The sequence below is a fragment of the Aeromonas schubertii genome, from assembly GCF_000820105.1.
GTDB classification, from domain to species: domain Bacteria; phylum Pseudomonadota; class Gammaproteobacteria; order Enterobacterales; family Aeromonadaceae; genus Aeromonas; species Aeromonas schubertii.
This window is the reverse complement of sequence record NZ_CDDB01000052.1, coordinates 42,068-63,399: the sequence shown is the minus strand read 5'-3', so window position 1 is coordinate 63,399 and position 21,332 is coordinate 42,068. Positions and strand designations below refer to the sequence as shown.

28 protein-coding genes are annotated in these 21,332 nt (G+C 62.1%); 13 read left to right on the top strand and 15 right to left on the bottom strand.

The genetic code is table 11. The annotated features are described in order from the left end of the window. Position 1: 1 nt before the first annotated feature. Genes ptsN through BN1133_RS10850 form a run of 8 tightly spaced genes read right to left on the bottom strand, consistent with a single transcriptional unit; the run spans position 2 to position 5,605 of the window. A complete protein-coding gene (gene ptsN / locus BN1133_RS10885) occupies positions 2-448 on the bottom strand; it encodes a PTS IIA-like nitrogen regulatory protein PtsN (protein ID WP_050666550.1) in 447 nt (148 codons plus the stop codon). Between the two features lies 1 nt (position 449). Continuing rightward, positions 450-737: a ribosome hibernation promoting factor gene (gene hpf, locus BN1133_RS10880; protein WP_005349651.1), complete on the bottom strand. Its 288-nt coding sequence runs from the start codon at positions 735-737 to the stop codon at positions 450-452. 21 nt (positions 738-758) lie between these two features. Continuing rightward, positions 759-2,207: an RNA polymerase factor sigma-54 gene (locus BN1133_RS10875; RefSeq protein ID WP_050666549.1), complete on the bottom strand. Its 1,449-nt coding sequence runs from the start codon at positions 2,205-2,207 to the stop codon at positions 759-761. Positions 2,208-2,260: 53 nt separating this feature from the next. Further along, on the bottom strand, positions 2,261-2,986 hold the full coding sequence (gene lptB, locus BN1133_RS10870; RefSeq protein ID WP_050666548.1) for an LPS export ABC transporter ATP-binding protein: 726 nt from the start codon (positions 2,984-2,986) through the stop codon (positions 2,261-2,263). Positions 2,987-2,990: 4 nt separating this feature from the next. Then, positions 2,991-3,512 (bottom strand): lipopolysaccharide transport periplasmic protein LptA, encoded by a 522-nt coding sequence (gene lptA, locus BN1133_RS10865; protein ID WP_050666547.1) that lies wholly within the window; start codon positions 3,510-3,512, stop codon positions 2,991-2,993. Continuing rightward, positions 3,499-4,059 (bottom strand): LPS export ABC transporter periplasmic protein LptC, encoded by a 561-nt coding sequence (lptC, locus tag BN1133_RS10860; protein WP_050666546.1) that lies wholly within the window; start codon positions 4,057-4,059, stop codon positions 3,499-3,501. The genes lptA and lptC overlap by 14 nt, the downstream gene beginning before the upstream one ends. Continuing rightward, entirely contained in the window at positions 4,056-4,610 is a 555-nt protein-coding gene (gene kdsC / locus BN1133_RS10855; RefSeq protein WP_050666545.1) for a 3-deoxy-manno-octulosonate-8-phosphatase KdsC, read from the bottom strand. Before kdsC ends, lptC begins: the two co-directional genes overlap by 4 nt. Continuing rightward, positions 4,610-5,605, bottom strand: coding sequence for a KpsF/GutQ family sugar-phosphate isomerase (locus BN1133_RS10850; RefSeq protein ID WP_050666544.1), 996 nt, complete (start codon positions 5,603-5,605; stop codon positions 4,610-4,612). Before BN1133_RS10850 ends, kdsC begins: the two co-directional genes overlap by 1 nt. Before the next feature lie 207 nt (positions 5,606-5,812). Between BN1133_RS10850 and mlaF the strand changes: the two genes are divergently transcribed. From mlaF to murA, 7 genes are read left to right on the top strand one after another with little or no spacing between them, the layout of a single operon-like run. Beyond that, the gene (gene mlaF, locus BN1133_RS10845) at positions 5,813-6,613 is read left to right on the top strand and encodes a phospholipid ABC transporter ATP-binding protein MlaF (RefSeq protein WP_050666543.1); all 801 of its coding nucleotides are present in this window, start codon (positions 5,813-5,815) and stop codon (positions 6,611-6,613) included. Beyond that, the gene (gene mlaE / locus BN1133_RS10840) at positions 6,613-7,392 is read left to right on the top strand and encodes a lipid asymmetry maintenance ABC transporter permease subunit MlaE (protein ID WP_050666542.1); all 780 of its coding nucleotides are present in this window, start codon (positions 6,613-6,615) and stop codon (positions 7,390-7,392) included. The genes mlaF and mlaE overlap by 1 nt, the downstream gene beginning before the upstream one ends. 4 nt (positions 7,393-7,396) lie before the next feature. Then, complete coding sequence (gene mlaD / locus BN1133_RS10835; protein ID WP_050666541.1) at positions 7,397-7,879, top strand: outer membrane lipid asymmetry maintenance protein MlaD; 483 nt, start codon at positions 7,397-7,399, stop codon at positions 7,877-7,879. Positions 7,880-7,884: 5 nt separating this feature from the next. Further along, positions 7,885-8,517 (top strand): phospholipid-binding protein MlaC, encoded by a 633-nt coding sequence (gene mlaC / locus BN1133_RS10830; protein WP_050666540.1) that lies wholly within the window; start codon positions 7,885-7,887, stop codon positions 8,515-8,517. Continuing rightward, complete coding sequence (locus BN1133_RS10825) at positions 8,514-8,768, top strand: STAS domain-containing protein (protein WP_050666539.1); 255 nt, start codon at positions 8,514-8,516, stop codon at positions 8,766-8,768. Before mlaC ends, BN1133_RS10825 begins: the two co-directional genes overlap by 4 nt. 8 nt (positions 8,769-8,776) lie before the next feature. Continuing rightward, positions 8,777-9,034, top strand: a complete 258-nt coding sequence (gene ibaG, locus BN1133_RS10820; protein ID WP_005349627.1) for a BolA family iron metabolism protein IbaG — start codon at positions 8,777-8,779, stop codon at positions 9,032-9,034. Positions 9,035-9,053: 19 nt separating this feature from the next. Beyond that, complete coding sequence (gene murA, locus BN1133_RS10815) at positions 9,054-10,310, top strand: UDP-N-acetylglucosamine 1-carboxyvinyltransferase (protein ID WP_050666538.1); 1,257 nt, start codon at positions 9,054-9,056, stop codon at positions 10,308-10,310. A gap of 56 nt (positions 10,311-10,366) precedes the next feature. On the opposite strand, the gene pmbA is transcribed toward murA, so the two are convergent. Next, positions 10,367-11,710 (bottom strand): metalloprotease PmbA, encoded by a 1,344-nt coding sequence (gene pmbA, locus BN1133_RS10810; RefSeq protein ID WP_050666537.1) that lies wholly within the window; start codon positions 11,708-11,710, stop codon positions 10,367-10,369. Positions 11,711-11,828: 118 nt separating this feature from the next. Here pmbA and yjgA point away from each other — a divergent pair, with 118 nt between their 5' ends. Continuing rightward, positions 11,829-12,353, top strand: a complete 525-nt coding sequence (gene yjgA, locus BN1133_RS10805) for a ribosome biogenesis factor YjgA (RefSeq protein ID WP_050666536.1) — start codon at positions 11,829-11,831, stop codon at positions 12,351-12,353. 33 nt (positions 12,354-12,386) lie between these two features. On the opposite strand, the gene BN1133_RS10800 is transcribed toward yjgA, so the two are convergent. After that, positions 12,387-13,070 carry a Dph6-related ATP pyrophosphatase gene (locus BN1133_RS10800; protein WP_050666535.1) on the bottom strand — a complete coding sequence of 228 codons (684 nt, stop codon included), beginning with the start codon at positions 13,068-13,070 and terminating at the stop codon, positions 12,387-12,389. A 179-nt stretch (positions 13,071-13,249) separates the two neighbouring features. On the opposite strand from BN1133_RS10800, the gene BN1133_RS10795 reads away from it, so the two are divergent. Together BN1133_RS10795 and BN1133_RS10790 are read left to right on the top strand one after the other, a co-directional pair. Beyond that, a complete protein-coding gene (locus tag BN1133_RS10795; RefSeq protein ID WP_050666534.1) occupies positions 13,250-14,542 on the top strand; it encodes an MFS transporter in 1,293 nt (430 codons plus the stop codon). A 105-nt stretch (positions 14,543-14,647) separates the two neighbouring features. Beyond that, a complete protein-coding gene (locus BN1133_RS10790; RefSeq protein ID WP_050666533.1) occupies positions 14,648-15,208 on the top strand; it encodes a gamma carbonic anhydrase family protein in 561 nt (186 codons plus the stop codon). A 43-nt stretch (positions 15,209-15,251) separates the two neighbouring features. Here the strand turns inward: BN1133_RS10790 and BN1133_RS10785 are convergent, their stop codons facing one another. The 4 genes from BN1133_RS10785 to rpsF all read right to left on the bottom strand — a co-directional run bounded on the left by BN1133_RS10785 (position 15,252) and on the right by rpsF (position 17,250). Next, positions 15,252-15,995 (bottom strand): ferredoxin--NADP reductase, encoded by a 744-nt coding sequence (locus BN1133_RS10785; RefSeq protein ID WP_050666532.1) that lies wholly within the window; start codon positions 15,993-15,995, stop codon positions 15,252-15,254. A 100-nt stretch (positions 15,996-16,095) separates the two neighbouring features. Further along, positions 16,096-16,542 (bottom strand): 50S ribosomal protein L9, encoded by a 447-nt coding sequence (gene rplI, locus BN1133_RS10780; RefSeq protein WP_050666531.1) that lies wholly within the window; start codon positions 16,540-16,542, stop codon positions 16,096-16,098. 48 nt (positions 16,543-16,590) lie between these two features. Further along, positions 16,591-16,821, bottom strand: coding sequence for a 30S ribosomal protein S18 (gene rpsR / locus BN1133_RS10775; protein WP_005308890.1), 231 nt, complete (start codon positions 16,819-16,821; stop codon positions 16,591-16,593). 30 nt (positions 16,822-16,851) lie between these two features. Further along, positions 16,852-17,250, bottom strand: a complete 399-nt coding sequence (gene rpsF, locus BN1133_RS10770) for a 30S ribosomal protein S6 (RefSeq protein WP_005349590.1) — start codon at positions 17,248-17,250, stop codon at positions 16,852-16,854. 225 nt (positions 17,251-17,475) lie between these two features. Here rpsF and BN1133_RS10765 point away from each other — a divergent pair, with 225 nt between their 5' ends. After that, entirely contained in the window at positions 17,476-18,699 is a 1,224-nt protein-coding gene (locus BN1133_RS10765) for an Nramp family divalent metal transporter (protein ID WP_050666530.1), read from the top strand. A 100-nt stretch (positions 18,700-18,799) separates the two neighbouring features. Continuing rightward, positions 18,800-19,651: an alanyl-tRNA editing protein gene (locus tag BN1133_RS10760; RefSeq protein ID WP_050666529.1), complete on the top strand. Its 852-nt coding sequence runs from the start codon at positions 18,800-18,802 to the stop codon at positions 19,649-19,651. Here BN1133_RS10760 and BN1133_RS10755 read toward each other — a convergent pair. Continuing rightward, positions 19,642-20,535 (bottom strand): LysR family transcriptional regulator, encoded by an 894-nt coding sequence (locus BN1133_RS10755; RefSeq protein WP_050666528.1) that lies wholly within the window; start codon positions 20,533-20,535, stop codon positions 19,642-19,644. The genes BN1133_RS10760 and BN1133_RS10755 overlap by 10 nt on opposite strands. A gap of 124 nt (positions 20,536-20,659) precedes the next feature. Between BN1133_RS10755 and BN1133_RS10750 the strand changes: the two genes are divergently transcribed. After that, a complete protein-coding gene (locus BN1133_RS10750) occupies positions 20,660-21,331 on the top strand; it encodes an SDR family oxidoreductase (RefSeq protein ID WP_050666527.1) in 672 nt (223 codons plus the stop codon). The last annotated feature ends 1 nt before the right edge of the window (position 21,332 follow it).

The window sequence follows — 21,332 nt, the reverse complement described above, 5'->3', positions numbered from 1 at the left end:
TTCAGGCGGAAATCATGATCTGGTAGAGCTCTTCATCGCTGGCCGCCTGGCGCAACTGACGGCAGATGCCTTTGTCAGCAAGCCGCGAGGCCATCATGGAGAGTGTCTTGAGGTGCTGCTTGCATTCGCTCTCGGGAACCAGCAGCGCAAAGAGAAGGTCGACCGGTTGGTTGTCGATCGCATCGAAAGAGATGGGCTCTTCGAAGGTGAGCAGCACGGCGGTCGGGGGAAATTCGTCCCCGATACGGCCATGGGGAATGGCGATACCGCCGCCGATCCCGGTACTGCCCATCTTTTCACGGGCCAACAGGCACTCGAACAGGGTCTGACGAGAAGTGCCCAGATGATCGGCCGCCAACTCACTGATGAGTTCCAGCGCCCGCTTCTTACTACTACAAGGGACTGCACTCCGGGTGCAGTCCCTGCTCAATATGTGTTCCAGTTGCATCTTATTTTTGCTGTAGCTTGTCTTTGTGCTTGATGATCTGTCGATCCAGCTTGTCGATCAGGGTATCGATAGCGGCATACATGTCCGCATGCTCGGAGTTGGCGAAGACTTCGCCACCGTTGACGTGCAGCTTGGCCTCGGCGATCTGCTTGAGCTTCTCGACATTGAGAACCACGTGCACGTTGTTGATATGGTCGAAATGGCGCTCCAGCTTGGCAAACTTGCTATTGACGTACTCCCGCAGTGCTTCGGTGATCTCTACATGGTGTCCAGTCAGATTGATTTGCATAACGTCTTCCTTTTGTTTTGCCTACACCAGGCGTTTGCGCTGATTGGAGGGTGGAATCATGAGGGACTCGCGATACTTGGCGATGGTCCTTCGTGCCACCATGATCCCCTGCTCTGCCAGCAGATCGGTGATCTTGCTGTCGCTAAGCGGCTTGGCAGGGTTTTCGGCCGTCACCAGTTTCTTGATCAAGGCGCGGATGGCGGTCGATGAACATTCTCCCCCACCTTCGGTATTCACATGGCTCGAGAAGAAGTACTTCAGCTCGAAAATACCGCGGGGAGTATGCATAAATTTCTGGGTAGTCACCCGGGAGATGGTCGACTCGTGCATCTCCACCGCCTCGGCGATGTCGTTCAGCACCATCGGCTTCATCGCCTCCTCCCCATACTCGAAGAAGCCCTGCTGCTGCTCGACGATGCAGTTGGCCACCTTGAGCAGGGTCTCGTTACGGCTCTCCAGGCTCTTGATAAACCAGCGAGCTTCCTGCAAATGGGAGCGGATAAACTGGGTATCTGTGCTGCTGCGGGCGTTACGCGCCATGGCCGCATAGGTCTCATTGACCCTGATCCGCGGCGCGCTGTCGGGATTGAGCTCGACCACCCAGCGCTTTCCCTTCTTGACCACGGAGACATCCGGAATCACGTATTGGGAATCGCTCTGCACCACACTATTACCGGGGCGGGGCTCGAGCTGAAGGATCATGTCGAGCACCTCCTTGAGCTCGCTCTCCTTGAGCCGGGTCTTGCGCGCCAGTGTCCGGTAATCGCGGGCCCCCAGCAGATCCATGTGCTCGGTCACCACCTCGATCGCCTCTTTGAGCCAGGGGAGGGTCGGTTCAAACTGGCCAAGCTGGATCAGCAGGCACTCCTGCACCGAGCGGGCGGCCACCCCGACGGGGTCGAAATGCTGCACCCGTTTGAGCACGGCTTCAACCTCGTCCATCTCCACACTGTATTCTTCGGAGCTGACTGCCATCTGAATATCTTCGAGGGTCACGGTCAGGTAGCCGGACTCGTCGATGGCATCGATAATGGCCAGGGCGATGGCGGCATCGAGATCGGAGAAGGGGGTGAGACGCATCTGCCACAGCAGATAGTCCTGCAGGTTTTCGGTGGTTTCCCCCTGGTAGACGGTCTCTTCCCCGTCGAAGGAGGGCGTCGCCAGCTGGGCCGTGCCGGCCGAGTAGACCTCATCCCAGGTCGTATCAACCGGTAATTCGTCAGGCATCTGCTCCTGGGACATGGCCTCGGAGCTATCCATCTGGCTGGCATCGCCGACTTCCGGCATAGGCTCTCGCCCATCCGGATCCAGATCACTTTCCTCCTGCTCCAGCAATGGGTTGCTCTCTAGGGCTTGCTGGATTTCCTGCTGAAGTTCCAGGGACGAAAGCTGGAGTAAACGGATGGCCTGTTGTAATTGTGGCGTCATGGTCAGCTGTTGACCCAGACGCAGCTGCAGTGTCGGCTTCATCTACGTTGGAATGTCCTTATGTTCAGCATTCAGGCGAGGGGAGATCACCCTTACTATAGACTGAATTGATCCCCCAGATAGACCCGCTTGACCTGTTCATCGGCCAGGATCTGCTCCGGGGTTCCTTCGGCGATCATCTTGCCATGGCTGACGATATAAGCCTTCTCGCATACATCCAGAGTCTCCCTGACATTGTGGTCCGTGATCAAGACGCCAAGCCCGCGATCCTTGAGATGCTGGATGATCTTCTTGATGTCTATCACAGAAATCGGGTCCACGCCGGCAAAGGGCTCGTCGAGCAGAATGAAGCGGGGATCCGCCGCCAGGGCTCGGGCGATCTCGACCCGACGGCGCTCGCCACCGGAGAGACTCTGGCCCAGGTTGTCCCGAATATGGGTAATGTTGAACTCTTCCAGCAATTGCTCGACCAGGTCGACCCGCTCCTCTTTGGAGAGTCCCTTGCGCGTCTCTATGACCCCCATCAGGTTGTCGTAGACCGAGAGACGACGAAAGATGGAGGCCTCCTGGGGCAGGTAGCCGATTCCGTTACGGGCACGCTGGTGCATCGGCTGGGCACTGATATCACGATCGTCGATGGTGATGTGGCCCGCGTCCCGTTGAACCAGGCCCACAATCATGTAAAAGGAGGTGGTCTTGCCGGCTCCGTTCGGCCCTAGCAGGCCCACGATCTGACCCGTGCCCACCTCCAGACTCACGTCGCTGACCACCATGCGGCTCTTGTAGCTCTTCTGCAGGCCTACCGCCTTCAATACCGCCATGAGCTTACTCCTTCTTGCCGTCAGCCGGCTTGTCAAAACTCTCCACCTGATCGGGGAGGAAGACCGTCTTGACCCGTGAGCCGGTATCGCTGCTCTCGGCCATCATCTTCTGTTTGACGATGTCATAGCGGATCAGATCGCCGTTGACCTGGCTATCTTCCTGCTTGAGCTGGCCATTGCCGGTGATGGTCACCAGACGCTTCTTGAGCTCATAGCGAATGGTGTCCCCATGGGCGTTGACCGGCTTGCCGTTGTCCAGGATCTGGAAGAAGGTGGCCGGTTTGCCATAAGCGGTCATCACCTCGGAACCCTTCTCGGCCCCGCGCACCACGACCACCTTGTCGGCGTGGATCTTGATAGTTCCCTGGGTGATGATCACATCCTTGGTAAAGGTGAGGCGGTTATCCTGCAACTCGGCCGTCTGGGTCACCGCATCCACATAGACCGGCTCGGCGAAATCCGACTGCTTGGCCTGCAGGGTGCCGCAGCAGAGCAGGGCCACCAGGGCGAGATTAACGTTTTTCATTGAAATAGATCGCATGACTCTGTTCCAGTAACTCAAAGTAGCGCTTGTCCAGATTGCCCCTGAGACCGAGTCCCCCGGTCTGCAGGTCCTTGCCAAGCATCTTGACCTCTTGATTGCTGCGTATGTCCTGATTATTCAGGTCCAGCTCCATATATTCGGTATCGAGGCGCTTCACCGGCCCCTCCTCCAGCAGTCCGTCCACCTGTACCTTGCGGCGCAAGATGGCGTTATCACCGACGTTAAGCACCCCCTCCTCGGCGGTAAGGCGCCATTCGGGCCGCCCTTGCTCATCGTAGCGATAGAAGATGGGTTGAGTCATGTTGACCATCTCGATGGCACGGAAATACTCGGCGTAGACAGATTCGAGACGGTCCTGCAATCGTCCCTCCTCGTCATATTGAAGGGTCACCATGTCCCGAGCGACAAAATCGGGCTGAAAATGCTCTTTCTGCGTCGGCTCCACCGTCGCAACCGGCTTGTTCAGCACCTGCCAACAGGCCAGTGCCACGATAAAGAGCACGCCAAAGAGCAGGGTCTGGCGGTTCATACGGACACCTCCGCACCGCCATCGAGCAGCCCTCTGGCCTGCAGTAGCAGATCGCACACCTCGCGCACCGCCCCGAGCCCTCCCCCGAGTCGGGTCACCATATGGGCTCTGGCCAGCACCAGCGGATGCGCATCCGCCACCGCCACCCCCAGGCCGCACGCCTGCATCACGGGCAGATCGATGGTGTCATCCCCCACGTAGGCGGCCTCCTCGGGAGACAGCCCCAGCTCGGCCAGCAGTCGTTCGAAGTGGGGCAGCTTCTCATCCGCGCCCTGCACCAGATGCCGCACCCCCAGGCTCGTCATCCGATCGGCGACGATACGTGAGCTGCGCCCCGTGATGATGGCCAGCTCGACGCCGGCTCTCATCACCGCCTTCATGCCGGCGCCATCCCGGGTGCAGAAGGTTTTGAACTCCTCCCCATTATTCCCCATATAGATGAAGCCATTGGAGAGCACTCCGTCCACGTCGCACACCAGCAGCCGGATGCGAGCGGCACGGGCCATCAGCTCGGCCGGCACGGTGCCATAGGGCGTCATCACATCAGACATCAAATGACCCTCGCGCGCAGCAGGTCGTGCATGTTGAAGGCCCCAAGCGGGCGTCGATGCTCATCGACCACAAGTAATCCATTGATTTTACGGGTTTCCATCAATTTCACCGCCTCGGCGGCCATCATAGCAGGCCCCACGGTAATGCAGTTGGCCGTCATCACCCGGCTGATGGGGGTGTGATGGATATCCACCTGCTGGTCCAGAATGCGGCGCAGATCCCCGTCGGTGAAGAGGCCCGCCAGGGTACCGTCGGCAGCCACTACGCCGGTCATGCCGAGCCCCTTGCGACTCACCTCCAGCAGCGCCTCGCTGATGGAGGCATCGACGCTCACCAGGGGCAACATCGCCTCCTTGTGCATGATGTCGCAGACCCGCAGCAGGAGCCGCTTGCCCAGAGAGCCGCCGGGATGAGAGAGGGCGAAATCGTCGGCGGTGAAGCCGCGCGCCTCAAGCAGGGCAACCGCCAGGGCATCCCCCATCACCAGGGTCGCCGTGGTGCTTGAGGTGGGCGCCAGTCCGAGGGGGCAGGCTTCACGAGCAACCCGGATGCAGAGGTGCACATTGGCCTCACGGGCCATGGTGGAGGCCGGATTGCCGGTCATACAGATGAGCGGCACCCCGCGACGCTTGAGCACCGGCAGCAGGGCCAGGATCTCGTCGCTCTCTCCCGAGTTGGAGATGGCAACGATGAGATCGCCCTCTGAAATCATGCCCAGATCCCCGTGGCTCGCCTCACCGGGATGCAGGAAAAACGCCGGGGTCCCTGTGCTGGCCAGGGTGGCGGCGATCTTGCTGCCGATATGGCCCGACTTGCCCATGCCGGTCACCACTATCTTTCCCCCGCAATGCAAAATCATCTCACAGGCCCGATCAAAGGCCTCATCGAGGTACTGCTGCAGGCCGGCGATCGCCTCCTGCTCAATCTCCAGCACCCGGCTGGCACTGAGTTTGAAACGGGAGACCACAGAGACGTTTTCGCTGACATCGGACATGAAAAGGGGGCTCCGAAACAGGGTGGAAAGGCGGGATTATAAAAAACTCTGACAGGATAAGCGAATCGGCTCCGTTTTCATCAGTATTGACACATTTGGCAACACAAATTTGTCGCATCTGCGGCGATCTCCCCCTGTTCAATAGTTGTTCCGGAAGATTGCTTCCCACTAGACTAGCCCCTAAAATTTGCCCCTTGTCACAACTGGATGGACCAAGGCTTGAATCCTGACCTGATTACCATCAACAACCTCACCTTCAGTCATGGGGATCGCCTCCTCTATGACGGCATCAGCCTGCATATTCCCCGAGGCAAGGTGACCGCCATCATGGGACCCAGCGGGATCGGCAAGACCACCTTGCTGCGCCTCATCGGCGGGCAGTTGAAGCCCACCAGTGGCGAGGTACTGTTCGATGGAGAGAATGTTCCGGCGCTGCCGCGCAGCCGACTCTACGAGCTGCGCAAGCGCATGAGCATGCTGTTTCAAAGCGGCGCCCTGTTCACCGGGATGACCGTCTTCGACAACGTGGCCTTTCCCCTGCGCGAGCACTCGGGACTGCCCGAGGAGCTCATCCACACCATCGTCATGATGAAGCTCGAGGCGGTGGGCCTGCGTGGCGCCGCCAGACTGATGCCCTCCCAACTCTCCGGTGGCATGGCCCGTCGCGCCGCCCTGGCCCGGGCGATAGCCCTCGACCCCGAGCTCATCATGTATGACGAACCCTTCGTCGGGCAGGACCCCATCACCATGGGCGTGCTGGTGAAACTCATTCGCGATCTCAACGATGCCCTCGGCATCACCTCCGTCATCGTCACCCACGACGTCACCGAGGTGATGACCATCGCCGACTACGCCTACATCATCGCCAACCGCAAGGTGGTGGCCCAGGGCACTCCGGAGCAGTTGCGCCGCGAGGATAACCCGGAGGTGGCCCAGTTCCTCAACGGCCTGCCGGATGGCCCAGTCCCCTTCCACTTCCCGGCCGGCGAGCTGCTACAGGATCTCTGATGTTGATTGATTTGATTGGCCAGTTGGGCCACCGCGGAGTGCGCGCCATCACCGCCGTCGGGCGGGCCGGCATCATGCTGTTCCACGCCCTGGTGGGCAAGCCGGCCCCGCGCAAGCACTTTCCACTGCTGGTCCAGCAGCTCTATGTGGTCGGCGTCCAGTCGGTCGCCATCATACTGGTGTCGGGTCTGTTCATCGGCATGGTGCTCTCCCTGCAGGGCTACAACGTACTGGTGGACTTCGGGGCAGAACAGAGCCTGGGCCCTCTGGTATCGCTCTCGCTGCTGCGGGAACTCGGTCCCGTGGTCACCGCCCTGCTCTTCGCCGGCCGCGCCGGCTCGGCCCTGACCGCCGAAATCGGCCTGATGAAGGCGACCGAACAGCTCTCCAGCCTGGAGATGATGGCCATCGACCCCCTGCGTCGGGTGGTGGCTCCCCGTTTCTGGGCCGGAGTCATCAGCATGCCCCTGCTCGCCTTTATGTTCAGCCTTATCGGTATTCTGGGTGGCAAGCTGGTCGGGGTCGACTGGCTGGGGGTCGACGAGGGGGGCTTCTGGTCCGCCATGCAGGCCGCCGTCGACTGGCATGAAGACATCATGCAAGGCGCCATCAAGAGCCTCATCTTCGCCATGGTGGTGACCTGGATCGCCCTGTTCAATGGCTACGATGCCAAACCGACCTCTGCCGGCATCAGCCAGGCGACCACCCGAACCGTGGTCCACTCATCCCTGGCCGTGCTCGGCCTGGACTTCGTACTCACAGCCATCATGTTTGGATAAATCGATGAAATTCAGCAAGACAGAATTCCTGGTCGGCAGCTTCATGCTGGCTGGTATGGGCGCCATCCTGGCCCTGGCCCTGCAGGTGGCGGGGTTAAGCTTCAAGAGCGAAGGGGAAACCTATACCATTCACGCCCATTTCGATAATATCGGCGGCCTGAAAGTACGCTCTCCGGTCAAGGTCGGTGGTGTGGTCGTCGGCCGCGTCAGCAACATCACCCTGGATCCCAAGAATCAGGTACCTCTGGTGACCATGCAGATGCAGAAATCGGCGGGCCAGTTTTCCGAAACCAGCACCCTCTCCATCCTCACATCCGGTCTGCTCGGTGAGCAATATATCGGCCTGGTCCCCGGGTTCAGCGATGAAGAGATGGGCACCCGTGAGCTCAAGGATGGAGACACGTTGGAAGATACCAAGTCTGCCATCGTCCTGGAGGACTTGATCGGCAAATTCCTCTACAGCAAGTCAGACAGCGGCAAGGAGTAATCACGATGAAAAAGATTCTGTTAGTGCTCGGCATCATGGCCGGCCTGCTCTTCTCTCTGGTGGCCCGGGCCGACACCTATCCGGCTGACCCCTATGCTCTGATCCAGCTGGCCGCCGACAAGACCTTTGCCCGCCTCAAGAGCGATCAACCCCAGATCAAGACCAATCCGGACCACCTGCGGGTGATCATCCGCGAGGAGCTGCTGCCCTACATCGACAACCGCTTCGCCGCCTACAAGGTGCTCGGCAACCAGATTAAACAAACCACCCCGGAGCAGCGTGACGCTTTTGTGAGCGCCTTCACCGAGTACATGATCAGCTCCTACGCCGATGCCCTTGCCCATTACGACAAGCAGACTGTTCAGGTCGAGCCGGCCAAGCCGCTCGATGGCAAGGAGATCACCGCCGTCAACCTGAGCGTGAAAGAGGCCGGCAAGCCCGATATCAACCTCGAGTTCAAGCTGCGCAAGAACAACAAGACCGAACAGTGGAAGGCCTTCGACATGGTGGCCGAAGGGATCAGCCTGCTCTCTGCCAAGCAGAGCGAGCTGGGTGGCCTCATTCGCCAGAACGGCATCGATGCGGTGATCAAACAGCTCAATGAGCACAACGCCAAGCCGCTGGTGCTGAAAAAATGAAGCTGAGCGGCGATCTGCAGGGGGAACAGGTCCGGCGTCTCTGGGCCATCCGTGACCAGTGGTGGCAGGACGAGACCATGGATCTGCGCGAACTCATCGCCATCGACTCGGCCGGCGTGGCCATCATGGTCAAGTGGGCCAAGGCCGTGCGCGAGCGTGGCCAGACCCCTGCCCTTATCGGCATGCCCGACGACTTCGACAAGCTGGCCACCCTCTACGGTGTGGCCGGGCTCTTTTCTACCCAAGCCTAAGGACGACTATGCAAGTCTCTGAAATTGAAGCAATCCTGCGTGAGGCCCTGCCCCTGTCCGAGGTTCACGTAACCGGTGACGGCAGCCACTTCCAGGTGATTGCCGTGGCCGACCTGTTCGACGGCATGAGCCGTGTAAAGAAACAGCAGGCCATCTATGCCCCCCTGATGGACAAGATCGCCACCAACGAGATCCACGCGCTCTCGATCAAGGCCTACACCGAGGCCGAGTGGAAACGCGAGCGTAAATTCCAGCTACCCTCCTGATTTGGTAAAGAAGTAAACCATGGAAAAATTCAAGATCACCGGCCCCTGCACCCTCTCTGGTGAAGTGACCATCTCCGGCGCCAAGAACGCCGCCCTGCCGATCCTGTTCGCCACCCTGCTGTGCGACGAAGAGGTGCAGCTCTCCAACGTGCCACGCCTCAAGGATGTGGCCACCACGGTCAAGCTGCTGGAGATGCTGGGCGCCACCACCAAGGTGAACGGCAACGTCACCGTACTGGCCGGGGCCGTCAACAATCACGTGGCCCCGTATGAGCTGGTCAAGACCATGCGCGCCTCTATTCTGGCTCTGGGCCCGCTGGCCGCCCGCTACGGCGCGGCCGACGTCTCCCTGCCCGGTGGCTGCGCCATCGGTGCCCGCCCGGTCAACCTGCACGTGCATGGCCTGGAGCTGATGGGTGCCAAGATCACCATCGAAGACGGCTACATCAAGGCCCGTGTCGACGGCCGCCTCAAGGGTGCCCACATCCTGATGGACATGGTCTCGGTCACCGGTACCGAGAACCTGATGATGGCCGCCGCCCTGGCCGATGGTCGCACCGTGATCGAAAACGCGGCCCGTGAGCCGGAGGTGGTGGATCTCGCCAACTTCCTCAATACCCTGGGCGCCAGGATCCAGGGTGCCGGCACCGACACCCTGACCATCGACGGGGTCGAGCGTCTGCACGGCGGTAGCTACACAGTCCAGCCGGATCGTATCGAGACAGGTACCTTCCTGGTCGGCGCCGCCGTCACCGGTGGCAAGATCGTCTGCCGCAACACAGATCCGAGCCTGCTCGAGGCGGTGCTGGTCAAGCTGGAAGAGGCCGGAGCCCTGGTTGAGAAAGGTGAGGACTGGATCAGCCTGGACATGACCGGCCGCACCCTCAAGCCGGTCACCATCAAGACCGCCCCCTACCCGGCCTTCCCGACCGACATGCAGGCCCAGTTCACCGTGCTCAACGCCGTGGCCCAAGGCACCGGCATGATCACCGAGACCATCTTCGAGAACCGCTTCATGCACGTGCCCGAGCTGGTGCGGATGGGGGCCGATATCGAGCTGCAAGGAAACGTGGCCATCTGCCGCGACACCCAGCAGCTCAAGGGCGCCCAGGTGATGGCGACCGACCTGCGTGCCTCCGCCAGCCTGGTGCTGGCCGGCTTCGTGGCCGAAGGGGCCACTCTGGTCGATCGCATCTACCACATCGACCGTGGCTACGAGCAGATCGAGCAGAAGCTGCAAGGGCTGGGTGGTCGCATCGAGCGCATCAAGGAGTAATCCTTGCTACCAATAAAAACGGCACCCTCGGGTGCCGTTTTGGTTTTTACCGGCGCTTAATGCCCGGCCAACTTCATGTTTTCGATCAGCACAGAGCCGGTCTTGAGGCTGGAGCGCTCGTCGGCATCGCTGCCCACCGCCACTATCTGGCCAAACATATCGCTCAGGTTACCGGCTATGGTGATCTCTTCCACCGGATAGGCGATTTCACCGTTCTCGACCCAGAAGCCTGCCGCCCCCCGAGAGTAGTCGCCATTGACGATATTAACCCCCTGCCCCATCAGCTCGGTCACCAGCAATCCGGTGCCCATCTCCTTGAGCAACGTCTGGAAATCCTGACCGCTGTGGGAGACCTGCCAGTTGTGGATGCCGCCGGCGTGGCCCGTGGTGGTGAGCCCCAGCTTGCGCGCCGAGTAGGAGGTGAGCAGCCAGGTCATCAGACGGCCATCGCGGATGATATCGAGATCCCGGGTGCGCACCCCTTCCCCATCAAAGGGGGCGCTGGCGAGCCCCCCCTTGAGGTGCGGGTGCTCGGTGATGGTGAGCCACTCGGGCAAAATGATCTGACCCAGCTTCTCTTGCAAAAAACTCGACTTGCGATAGAGGTTGCCACCGCTGATGGCCATCACCAGGTGGCCCCACAGGCCCGAGGCGGTGTCAGGATGAAACAGTACGGGCGCATGACGAGTGCCTATCTTGCGCCCGCCGAGACGGGACAGGGTGCGCTCCACCGCCTCGTCGGCGATGCGCTGCGGGCTCCAGAGATCCCCCATCCGGCGGCTGCAGCTCCAGCCGTAGTCCCGCTGCATCTCGCCGTCCTGCTCGCCGATCAACACGCAGCTCAAGGAGTGGCGCGATGCCGCATAGCCCTTCACGAAGCCATGGCTGTTGCCGTAGACCTTGACCCCAAGATGGCTGGTGAAGCCGGCCCCGTCGGAGTGTTTGATGCGCGGATCGCGCCCCATGGCGAGTCGCTCGCACTCCAGGGCCAGGGCAGTCCCTTCGGCCGGATCCAGGGCCACCGGATGGCAGAGCTCGAGATCGGGAGCATCCCAGGCGAGCAGCTCGGATTCGGCCAGTCCTGCCGCCTCATCGCGAGAGGTGTGGCGGGCAATCTCGATGGCGGCCTCGACACAGGCGCGGATCGCATCGCGGCCGAGATCCGTGGTGGATGACGATCCCTTGCAGCCATCCCGATAGACGGCGATGCCCAGCGCCCCGTCTTTGTTGAATTCGATGCTTTCGAGCTCACCGCCACGGGTATTGACCGACAATCCGGTCTGCTTGCTGATGGAGACCTCGGCCAGTGAGGCCCCCAACGCCTTTGCAATGTCGAGAGCCTCGGCCACGGCACTCTCGAGCTGGGCTTGCTCCTGGCGGATTTGCGCTTGCTGATCCATACATCCAGTCTGATAGGTGGGGAAAGGGCCTAAGCATAACAGAGCCCAGCAAAGGGCGGGAGAAGCTGGTACCATATCGGCCAAACCGATGCGAACAACATCACAGGATCCGAAATTAATGAGTCATTTCAACGACGACCAGCATGACGAGTGGGACGGCCCCAGCAAGAGCCAGCTCAAGCGCGACGCCGAGGCCCTCCAGAACATGGGTGAGGAGATCGTCGACCTCAAACCCAGCGAGCTGGCCAAGGTGCCCCTCGATGAGGAGCTGGCTGACGCCGTGGCCATGGCCCACAAGCTCAAGCCCAAGAAGAACGAAGCCTATCGCCGCCATCTGCAGTTTATCGGTCGCCTGATGCGCAGCCGTGATGTGGAGCCCATCGCCGAGGCGCTGGCCATCATCAAGAACCGTCATGCCACCGCCAACGCGCGCCAGCACCGCCTGGAGCAGTGGCGCGAGCGCCTGATCAGCGAAGGGGATGGCGCCATCAACGAGCTGCTGGCCCAGTTCCACGAGCTGGATCGCCAGAAGCTGCGCCAACTGCTGCGCTCGGTGCAAAAGGAGCGCGAGCAGAACAAGCCGCCCGCCGCCTACCGCGAGCTGTTCCAGTACCTGCGCAGCGAGATCGAAGAGCTGCTGTAAACGACACGGGGATGCCAAGGCATCCCCGTTTTGTTATCTCTCCCCTGGTGACCCCTGTCCCGGCAACAGATCGGTGTAGAGGAACCCCTCCCGCTCGATCGTCTCGCCAGTGTGGCACACCACCGGATGGCGGAACATGGGACCGTCCCAGGCGAAGGTGTGAAACTCCCCGTGCTCGCCACAGGGATCGACCCCGGCCGGCAGCAGTGCGAGCAGGGCACCGTCGAAGGGGTGGCCCGATACCTGACGCGGCACCCGGGCCGGATCGCAGGTGCTGACCGTCGCCTTGAGGCCGGCGGCCAGCATCTCTTGCGCCAGCTGGTCGGTCGGCGTCCCCCAGAGCGGAAACAGGGGAGTAATGCCGGTGCCCGCCAGCGCCTCCTCCCGATAACGACGCACCTCCTCCAGGAAGAGATCACCGAAGGCGAAGTGATCAATCCCCATCTCGCGACAGTGGGCCACAAAAGCGCCCATGCGCGCCTCGTAGTCGGCGTTGCTGCAGGGCCAGGGCAGCGGGATCACCTGCAGGGGCAGCCCCGCCGCCTCGGCCTGGGCGTGCAACAGCTCGTCGCGCACCCCGTGGATGGCCACCCGCTCGAACACCTCGTTGGTGGTGGTGAAGAGGCCGACGACCTCGATCCCCGGCTGCTGACGCAGACGGTGCAGCGCCCAGGCGCTGTCTTTGCCGCTGCTCCATGAGAGCAGAACCTTGGCCATGTGAACTCCTTCATGCTCGCCCATACTGTGTGCCGAAGGAAGCTGCTCCATTCGGTAAACGCAAGGCTGTGTTGCAGATTGCGCGATTTACTTGGAACGCCGGGGCATCTTACCCTCCATAGACTCGGCATCCCAGCACGGGAGCACGGACCGCACTGCGATAATCACAAGGAGAACCCATGACGACCCGCCCCCTCAATCGACAGGACTACAAGACCCTGGGCCTCGCCGCCCTGGGCGGCGCACTGGAGTTTTACGACTTTATCATCTTCGTCTTCTTCGCCGTGGTGATCGGTGAACTCTTCTTCCCGGCCGACATCCCCGAGTGGTTACGCCAGTTCCAGACCTTCGGCATCTTCGCCGCCGGCTACCTGGCCCGCCCGCTGGGGGGTATCATCATGGCCCACTTCGGCGATCTGGTCGGTCGCAAGCGGATGTTCACCTTAAGCATCATCATGATGGCCCTGCCCACCCTGCTCATCGGCCTGCTGCCCACCTATGCGGTGCTGGGTATCGCCGCTCCGATCCTGCTGCTGGCCCTGCGCATCCTGCAGGGCGCCGCCATCGGTGGCGAAGTGCCGGGGGCCTGGGTATTCGTGGCCGAGCATGTGCCGGCCCGGCGCATCGGCTTCGCCTGCGGCGTGCTGACCGGTGGCCTGACTGCCGGCATATTGCTGGGCTCCCTGGTGGCCACCGCCATCAACAAGGGTATGAGCCCGGCCGATGTGAGCCAGTGGGGCTGGCGTCTGGCTTTCGTGCTCGGCGGCGTCTTCGGCATCGTGGCCATGTACCTGCGCCGCTGGCTGCACGAGACCCCGGTCTTTGCCGAGATGCAGGCCAACAAGGCACTGGCCGACGAGTTGCCCCTGCGCACCGTGCTGCGCGAACACAAGGGGGGCGTCATCGTCTCCATGCTGCTCACCTGGCTGCTCTCCGCCGGCATCGTGGTGGTGATCCTGATGACCCCCACCTACCTGCAGAAGATCCACGCCATCGCCCCGGCCGACGCCCTGCAGGCCAACTCTCTGGCCATACTGGCCCTGACCGCCGGCTGCATCTTCTACGGCCGCCTGTGCGATGCCATTGGCAGCGGTCGCACCTTCCTGCTCGGCAGCGCGCTGCTGGCCATCAGCGTCACCCTCTTCTATCACGGTCTGGCGGCAGGGCGGGGCGACATGGTGACCCACTACATGCTGGCCGGCTTCGCGGTTGGCATCGTCGGAGCCGTGCCCCATGTGATGGTGAACGCCTTCCCGCCCGTGGTGCGCTTTAGCGGCCTGTCGTTCTCCTACAACGTCGCCTACGCCATCTTCGGTGGCCTCACCCCCATGCTGGTGACCCTGTGGATGAAAGAGGATGTGCTGGCCCCCTCCCACTATGTGACGGCCCTGTGCGGCGTCGGCTTCCTCGTCGGGCTCTGGCTGTGGCGCCAGGAGCGTCGCGACCGTCAACCGGCCGCCTCCTTGGCGTAAGGCGGGGCCCTTCGGGGCCCCGGTGTCCGGAGGAGTGTGGCAGTTTCACCTAATACTGTTTAGGAGTAAGCTGGGGCGTTCTGTCAGCAACCCACGGAAAGCCCCATGATCCGCAAGAACCCCTCCGGCCACCTGCCGGTCATCCACGAATCGGCCTATATCGACAAGACCGCCATCATCTGCGGCAAGGTGATCATTCACGAGAATGTCTTCGTCGGCCCCTACGCCGTGATCCGCGCCGACGAGGTCGACGAGCGCGGCGACATGGAGCCCATCGTCATCGGCGCCAACTCCAACATTCAGGACGGGGTGGTGATCCACTCCAAGTCGGGAGCCGCCGTCACCATCGGCGAGTACAGCTCCATCGCTCACCGCAGCATAGTGCACGGGCCGTGCGAAGTGGGGAACCGGGTCTTCATCGGCTTCAACAGCGTGCTGTTCAACTGCCACATCGGTGATGGCTGCGTGGTACGCCACAACTCGGTGGTGGATGGCTGCGATCTGCCCCCCGAGTTCTACGTCCCCTCCACCACCCGCATCAATCAGCAGAGCGATCTGGCCACCATCCCCAGGGTGACGGTGGACGCCGCCGAGTTCTCGGAAGATGTGGCCCACACCAACATCGATCTGGTGAAGGGCTACAAGGCGCTCTCCAACGAGTTCTGATGAGGCGTACAACGAGACAGGGGGCCATCGGCCCCCTGTCTGCTTACCAGTAGTTCTCGGCGCTGATCTGGCCGGGTTTTCGCCTCAGGTTCTTGGTCAGCCCCCGCTCCATGAGCACCCGCTGGGTATCGCGCACCATCTCGGGATTGCCGCAGATCATCACCTGACTCGTCTCCGGGGCTATGGTCAGCCCGACCCTCTGCTCCAGGGCGCCTCCCTCGATGGCCGCCGGAATCCGCCCCGAGAGAGCTCCGGCCCAGACTTCCCGGCTCACCATGGGCACATAGCACAATCGCCCCCCATAGCGCTCCTTCAACTGCTCGATAAGGGGCTGATAGGCGAGCTCTTCCCCATGACGCACCCCGTGCACCAGCACCAGGTTGTCAAAACGCATCGCCACCTCGCCATCGACCAGGATCGAGAGGAAGGGACCGATGGCGGTACCGGTGGAGAGCATCCAGAGATCGCGGCCGGGGGGGATCTCGTCGAGGGTAAGAAAACCGCTGGGGTTGGCGGCAATCAGCAGGCTGTCGCCCGCCTGCAGGGAGCCGAGTCGGGGGGTCAGCTGACCATCCGGGATCTCGACCACATAGAACTCGTGCCAGGAGGCACTGGGGGGATTGACGAAGGAGTAGGCGCGCTGCACCTTCTGCTCGCCGTCACAGAGGGCCAGCTTGGTGAACTGACCCGCCTTGTAGGGGGGAAGCTCGGCCTGTACCCGCAGGGAGAAGTGTGTATCGGTCCAGTCGATGCGCTCGAGCACCCGACCCTCGACCCAGTCGGCCATGGGAAGCCTCCTCTGTCAGTGATAACGACTCCACTCTACCCCTGTCACAGGCAATAAAAAACCCGCGCAATGCGCGGGTTTTTCAACCAGGACCTGTTGCTTAGGCAGCAACAACCTGGATTTGTACGGTAGCCTTCACGTCAGCGTGCAGCTGAACGGAAACTTCGTACTCGCCGGTGGAACGCAGAACGTTGCCCATGCGAACTTCGCTCTTGGACACGGCTACGCCAGCAGCGGTGATGGCGTCAGCCACATCGCGGGTACCGATGGAACCGAACAGCTTGCCTTCGTCACCGGCCTTGGAGGCGATAACAACGGCAGCCAGTTCGCCCAGCTTGGCAGCGCGCTCTTGAGCGGCAACCAGGGTGGCTTCCAGCTTGGCTTCCAGCTCGGCACGACGGGCGTCGAAAGAAGCGATGTTAGCCTTGGTGGCCATCACGGCTTTGCCTTGCGGGATCAGGAAGTTACGGGCGAAGCCAGGCTTAACGTTGACTTGATCACCCAGACCGCCCAGTTTGGCGATCTTATCGAGCAGGATAACTTGCATTACCTTTCCTCTTTAAATTCGTTGAGTTAGGCGTAAGCGCCGGACTGATTACTTGTTGTGCAGATCAGTGTACGGCAGCAGAGCCAGGTAACGGGCGCGCTTGATGGCGCGAGCCAGCTGACGCTGATACTTGGCGCGGGTACCGGTGATACGGCTCGGTACGATCTTGCCAGATTCAGTGATGTAGTTCTTCAGGGTAACGATATCTTTGTAGTCGATCTCGGTTACGTTCTCGGCGGTGAAGCGGCAGAACTTGCGACGACGGAAATAACGTGCCATTGCCTTTATCCTCTATTCAGTGATCCGGAATTACTCTTCTGCGGAAGCTTCGGTAGCAGCTTCGGCAGACTCTTCGCTGCGAACGTCGTCACGGCGGAAAGAACGCTCTTCCTTGGCCTTGGCCATCGGAGAAACTTCAGTCACGGCGTGCTTGGTACGCATGATCATGTTGCGGATAACGGCATCGTTGAAGCGGAAGTTGGTTTCCAGCTCGTCGATGACAGCCTGCTCGGCTTCCACGTTCAGCAGAACGTAGTGAGCCTTGTGCAGCTTCTCGATCGGGTAAGCCAGTTGACGGCGGCCCCAATCTTCCAGGCGATGAATCTTACCACCGGCAGTGGTGATGGCGCCGGTGTAGCGCTCGATCATGCCAGGAACCTGCTCGCTCTGGTCCGGGTGAACCATGAAGACGATTTCGTAATGACGCATTATCAGCTCCTTACGGGTTAATCAGCCTCCGCCCGGGTGCAGCCAAACCTCGGAGGCAAGGAACGTGTATGTGTAGACGCTGCTTTCTAGGGCGGCGTATTGTACGAAATGCAGGCCCCGACTGCAACAGGCAAGGTGATGCCGATGGATCCGATACCCACAACCAATTGATAATAATTCTCACTTGCATGTATCCTCTCTTCATCAGACTTGGGAGGTCACATCATGCAACCCACCGCACTGGCCCTGCCGCAGCAGAGAAAACTCAGGCTCAGCCTGCTTGGTCCCGCCTTTATCGCCGCCATCGGCTATATCGATCCGGGTAACTTCGCCACCAACATCCAGGCCGGCTCCCAGTTCGGCTACCAACTGCTGTGGGTGGTGGTGTGGGCCAACCTGATGGCCATGCTGGTACAGACCCTGTCGGCCAAACTCGGCATCGTCACCGGCAAGAACCTGGCCGAACACATCCGTGACCGGCTGCCACGCCCCGCCGTCTGGGCCTACTGGGTACAGGCCGAGATCATCGCCATGGCGACCGATCTGGCCGAATTCATCGGGGCCGCCGTCGGCTTCCAGCTGCTGCTGGGGGTCACCCTGCTCGAGGGCGCCTGCCTCACCGCCGTCATCACCTGGGGAATACTGATGCTGCAGAGCCGCGGCCAGAAGCCGCTGGAGTTCGTGGTCGGGGGCCTGCTGCTGTTTGTGGCCGCCGCCTACCTGGTCGAACTGCTCTTCTCCCGCCCGCACCTGCCGAGCCTGCTCGAGGGGGCCCTGCTGCCCTCCCTGCCCAATGATCAGGCTATCTATCTGGCCGCCGGGGTGCTCGGCGCCACCGTGATGCCCCACGTCATCTACCTGCACTCGGCCCTGACCCAGGGCCAGCAGGCCGATTCCAGCGTGGAGCAGCGGCTGCACTCGACCAGGGTGGATGTGGCCATCGCCATGACCATCGCCGGCTTCGTCAACCTGGCCATGATGGCGATGGCGGCCGCCGCCTTCCACGCCAGCGGCCACCAGCAGGTAGCCGAGCTCGAGACCGCCTACGCGACCCTGACGCCCCTGCTCGGTCAGGCCGCCGCCACCCTGTTCGGCCTGTCGCTGATCGCCTCGGGAGTCAGCTCCACCGTGGTCGGCACCCTGGCCGGCCAGGTGGTGATGCAGGGGTTCGTGCGCTTCACCATCCCGCTCTGGCTGCGCCGTGCCATCACCATGGCCCCCGCCTTCGTGGTGATCGCCATGGGGCTCAACACCACCGAGATTCTGGTGATGAGCCAGGTGGTGCTGAGCTTTGGCATCGCGCTGGCGCTGATCCCGCTGCTGATGCTGACCGGGGAGCGCGCCCTGATGGGCGTGCACCGCAACCACCCCCTGACCCAGGCCCTGGGGCGCGTCATCGTCACCCTGGTGGTGGGCCTCAACGCTTATCTCCTGGTCTCCCTGTTGTAGCGTCCTCATCACCCGGATATCGCGGGCGCCCATTAACATCGGTTAATGAGGCGCCCGCCGCTTTTACGGTATCCTCCCCCCATCATCGACGGAGGATCCCATGGAACATACCCGCGCCAGCTTCGTGCTGGGCCATCTGGAGGAGCAGGCTCATGTACTGCTCACCCAGATCGCCGACAACCAGACCCTGATGGTTACCGATCTCACGCCTTTCCATCCCGAGAGCCACCTCTGGCCCGATCAACCGGGGGATCTGGGGAGTGTGCACTGGGAGGGGGGCGAAGCGCCCATCGCCTCCTGCCGCATGGGGGCAGTGAGTCCGGAGGGAGCGCTCTTCGTCGACCGGGCCATTCCGGTCAAGCGCGGTGAGCCGGGCTGGGCCTTCGTGGTGGTGCACCCTCTTCAGGGCGTGCACGCCCTGAGCGCCGGCACGCCGGTGACCCTGCGGGTCGACGGGGCCCACCGCCTCCCCCTCTCCCTTGGCCACAGCGGCTGTCATCTGGCGGCCCTGGCCCTCAATCAGGCGCTCATCCCCTTCTGGAAGAAAGAGCCAACCGAGCGCGATGCCCTCGACCAACCCGATTTCGACCGTCTCGCCATTACCCGCTCCCGGGTCGAACCTCACGGCTCGAGCGAGCACTACCGCATTGGCAAGAGTCTACGCAAGAAGGGGGTGATGGGGCCCGAGCTGCTGGCGGCCCTGCCGGCCATCGAGCAGGCGGTCAACGCCCGGCTCGCCGACTGGATGACCACGGGGGGAGCGATCCGCCGCAGCCGCGACGGGGAGGCCATCATCGATTCACGCTGGTGGCACTGCACCCTGGACGGGCGCGAGGTGACGATTCCCTGCGGCGGCACCCATGCCACCGCCCTGGCCGAGTTGGGCCGGGTACAGGTCAACCTCTCCCCGACCGACGAGGGGTTGGTGATGGAGACCCGGGTCTACCCCTGAGCGGGGCGACCAAACTCGGCCACCAGGGCGTCGATGAGAGCCCGCACCCGGCGTGGCTGGTGACGCCCCGAGGGGTAGACAATCTGCAAGCGCGATGCCGGCGCCGCAAACTCGGGCAGGATCTCCACCAGGCGTCCACTGGCCAGATCCTGCCCCACATCCCAACGGGACTTGAGGCAGACGCCCTCCCCCCGCAGGCACCACTGGCGCACCAGATGGCCGTTGTTGCTGATGCGCCGTCCCTGGACCATCACCCGCTTCAGCGCCCCCCCTATCTGAAACGACCACCAGCGCTCCGGATGCTCCCCGAAGCGCATCAGCAGGCAGTCGTGAGCGGACAGCTCCTCCGGATGGGTCGGCACACCCCGACGCGCCAGATAGTCGGGTGAGGCACAGACGGCCCGACGATTCTCTCCCAGCGACAGGGTTCTCAGGGTGCTATCGGCCAGATCCCCGTAACGCAGGGCCAGATCGACCCCCTGTCCCACCAGATCCAGATAACCGTCGGTCAGATTGAGATCGAGGGCGATCCCCGGATGCTGCGCCATAAAGCGATCGAGCAGGGGAACCAAACGGCTGGTGCCGAAGTCCAGCGGGGCGCTGATGCGCAGCAGGCCACTCATCTCGTCTCCCCCGTCACGCAGCCGGCGCCGCAGACCATCGGCCTGGGCCAACAGGTGGCGCCCCTCCTCGAGCAGCAGGCGCCCCTCCTCGGTGAGGCTGATGGAGCGGGTCGTCCTGCTGAGCAGGGTGGCACCGTAGTAGCGCTCCAGCGCGGCCAGTCGCTCCGAGACGGTGGCCGGGGAGAGGCCCAGCTCGCGCCCGGCGGCGGCCAGCCCCCCCTTCTCCACGATGACCAGAAACAGGTTGAGGTTGTCGAGCATGATTGTATTGATATTCCGAATTATGTTTTAGATTTTACGGCAATTATCAAAATACACCGTCCAATCTATCTTCTCCAGCAGACAAAGGCGCGGATTGCCCGCCGTCTCAGAGAGGATCATGCCCATGCCATTTCATCAGCACACTCTGTCCGTCATCATCGGTGGCCACACAGGTATTGGTCGCGCCGTGGCCGAGGCCCTGGGTCAGCGCCCCGGCCGTGTCATCACCGCCAGCCGCAGAAGCGGCCTGGATATCACCAACATCGCCTCCATCGAGGCGCTCCTCGCCCCCCTCGGCCAGGTGAATAACCTGGTGATCACCGCCGGATCCCAGGCGCCGAGCGGAGATCTGCTCGGTCTGGATCTGGCGGCGGCCAAGGCGGCCTTCGACATCAAGTTCTGGGGCACCCTGGCCGTCATTCGCTGTGCCGCCTCCCATATGGCCCCCGGCGGCACCATCACCCTGACCAGCGGCTTCCTGGCCCGCAAGACGGTCCCGGGCACCCTGGTCAAGACCACCATGAATGCCGCCCTCGAGGCGGCCGCCAAGATACTGGCCCGCGAGCTGGCCCCTATCCGGGTCAACGTGGTCAGCCCCGGCCTCACCGACACCGAGGCCTACGGTGCCATGAGCGGGGAAGCCAAAGAGGCGATGCTGAGCCGGGCTGCGGCCACCCTGCCGGTTGGCCGCCACGGTCGGGCCGACGATCTGGCCGCCGGCTATCTGCTGGCTATCGACAACCCCTTCATGAGCGGCGCCATCATCGACATCGATGGCGGCGCCCTGATCAACTGAG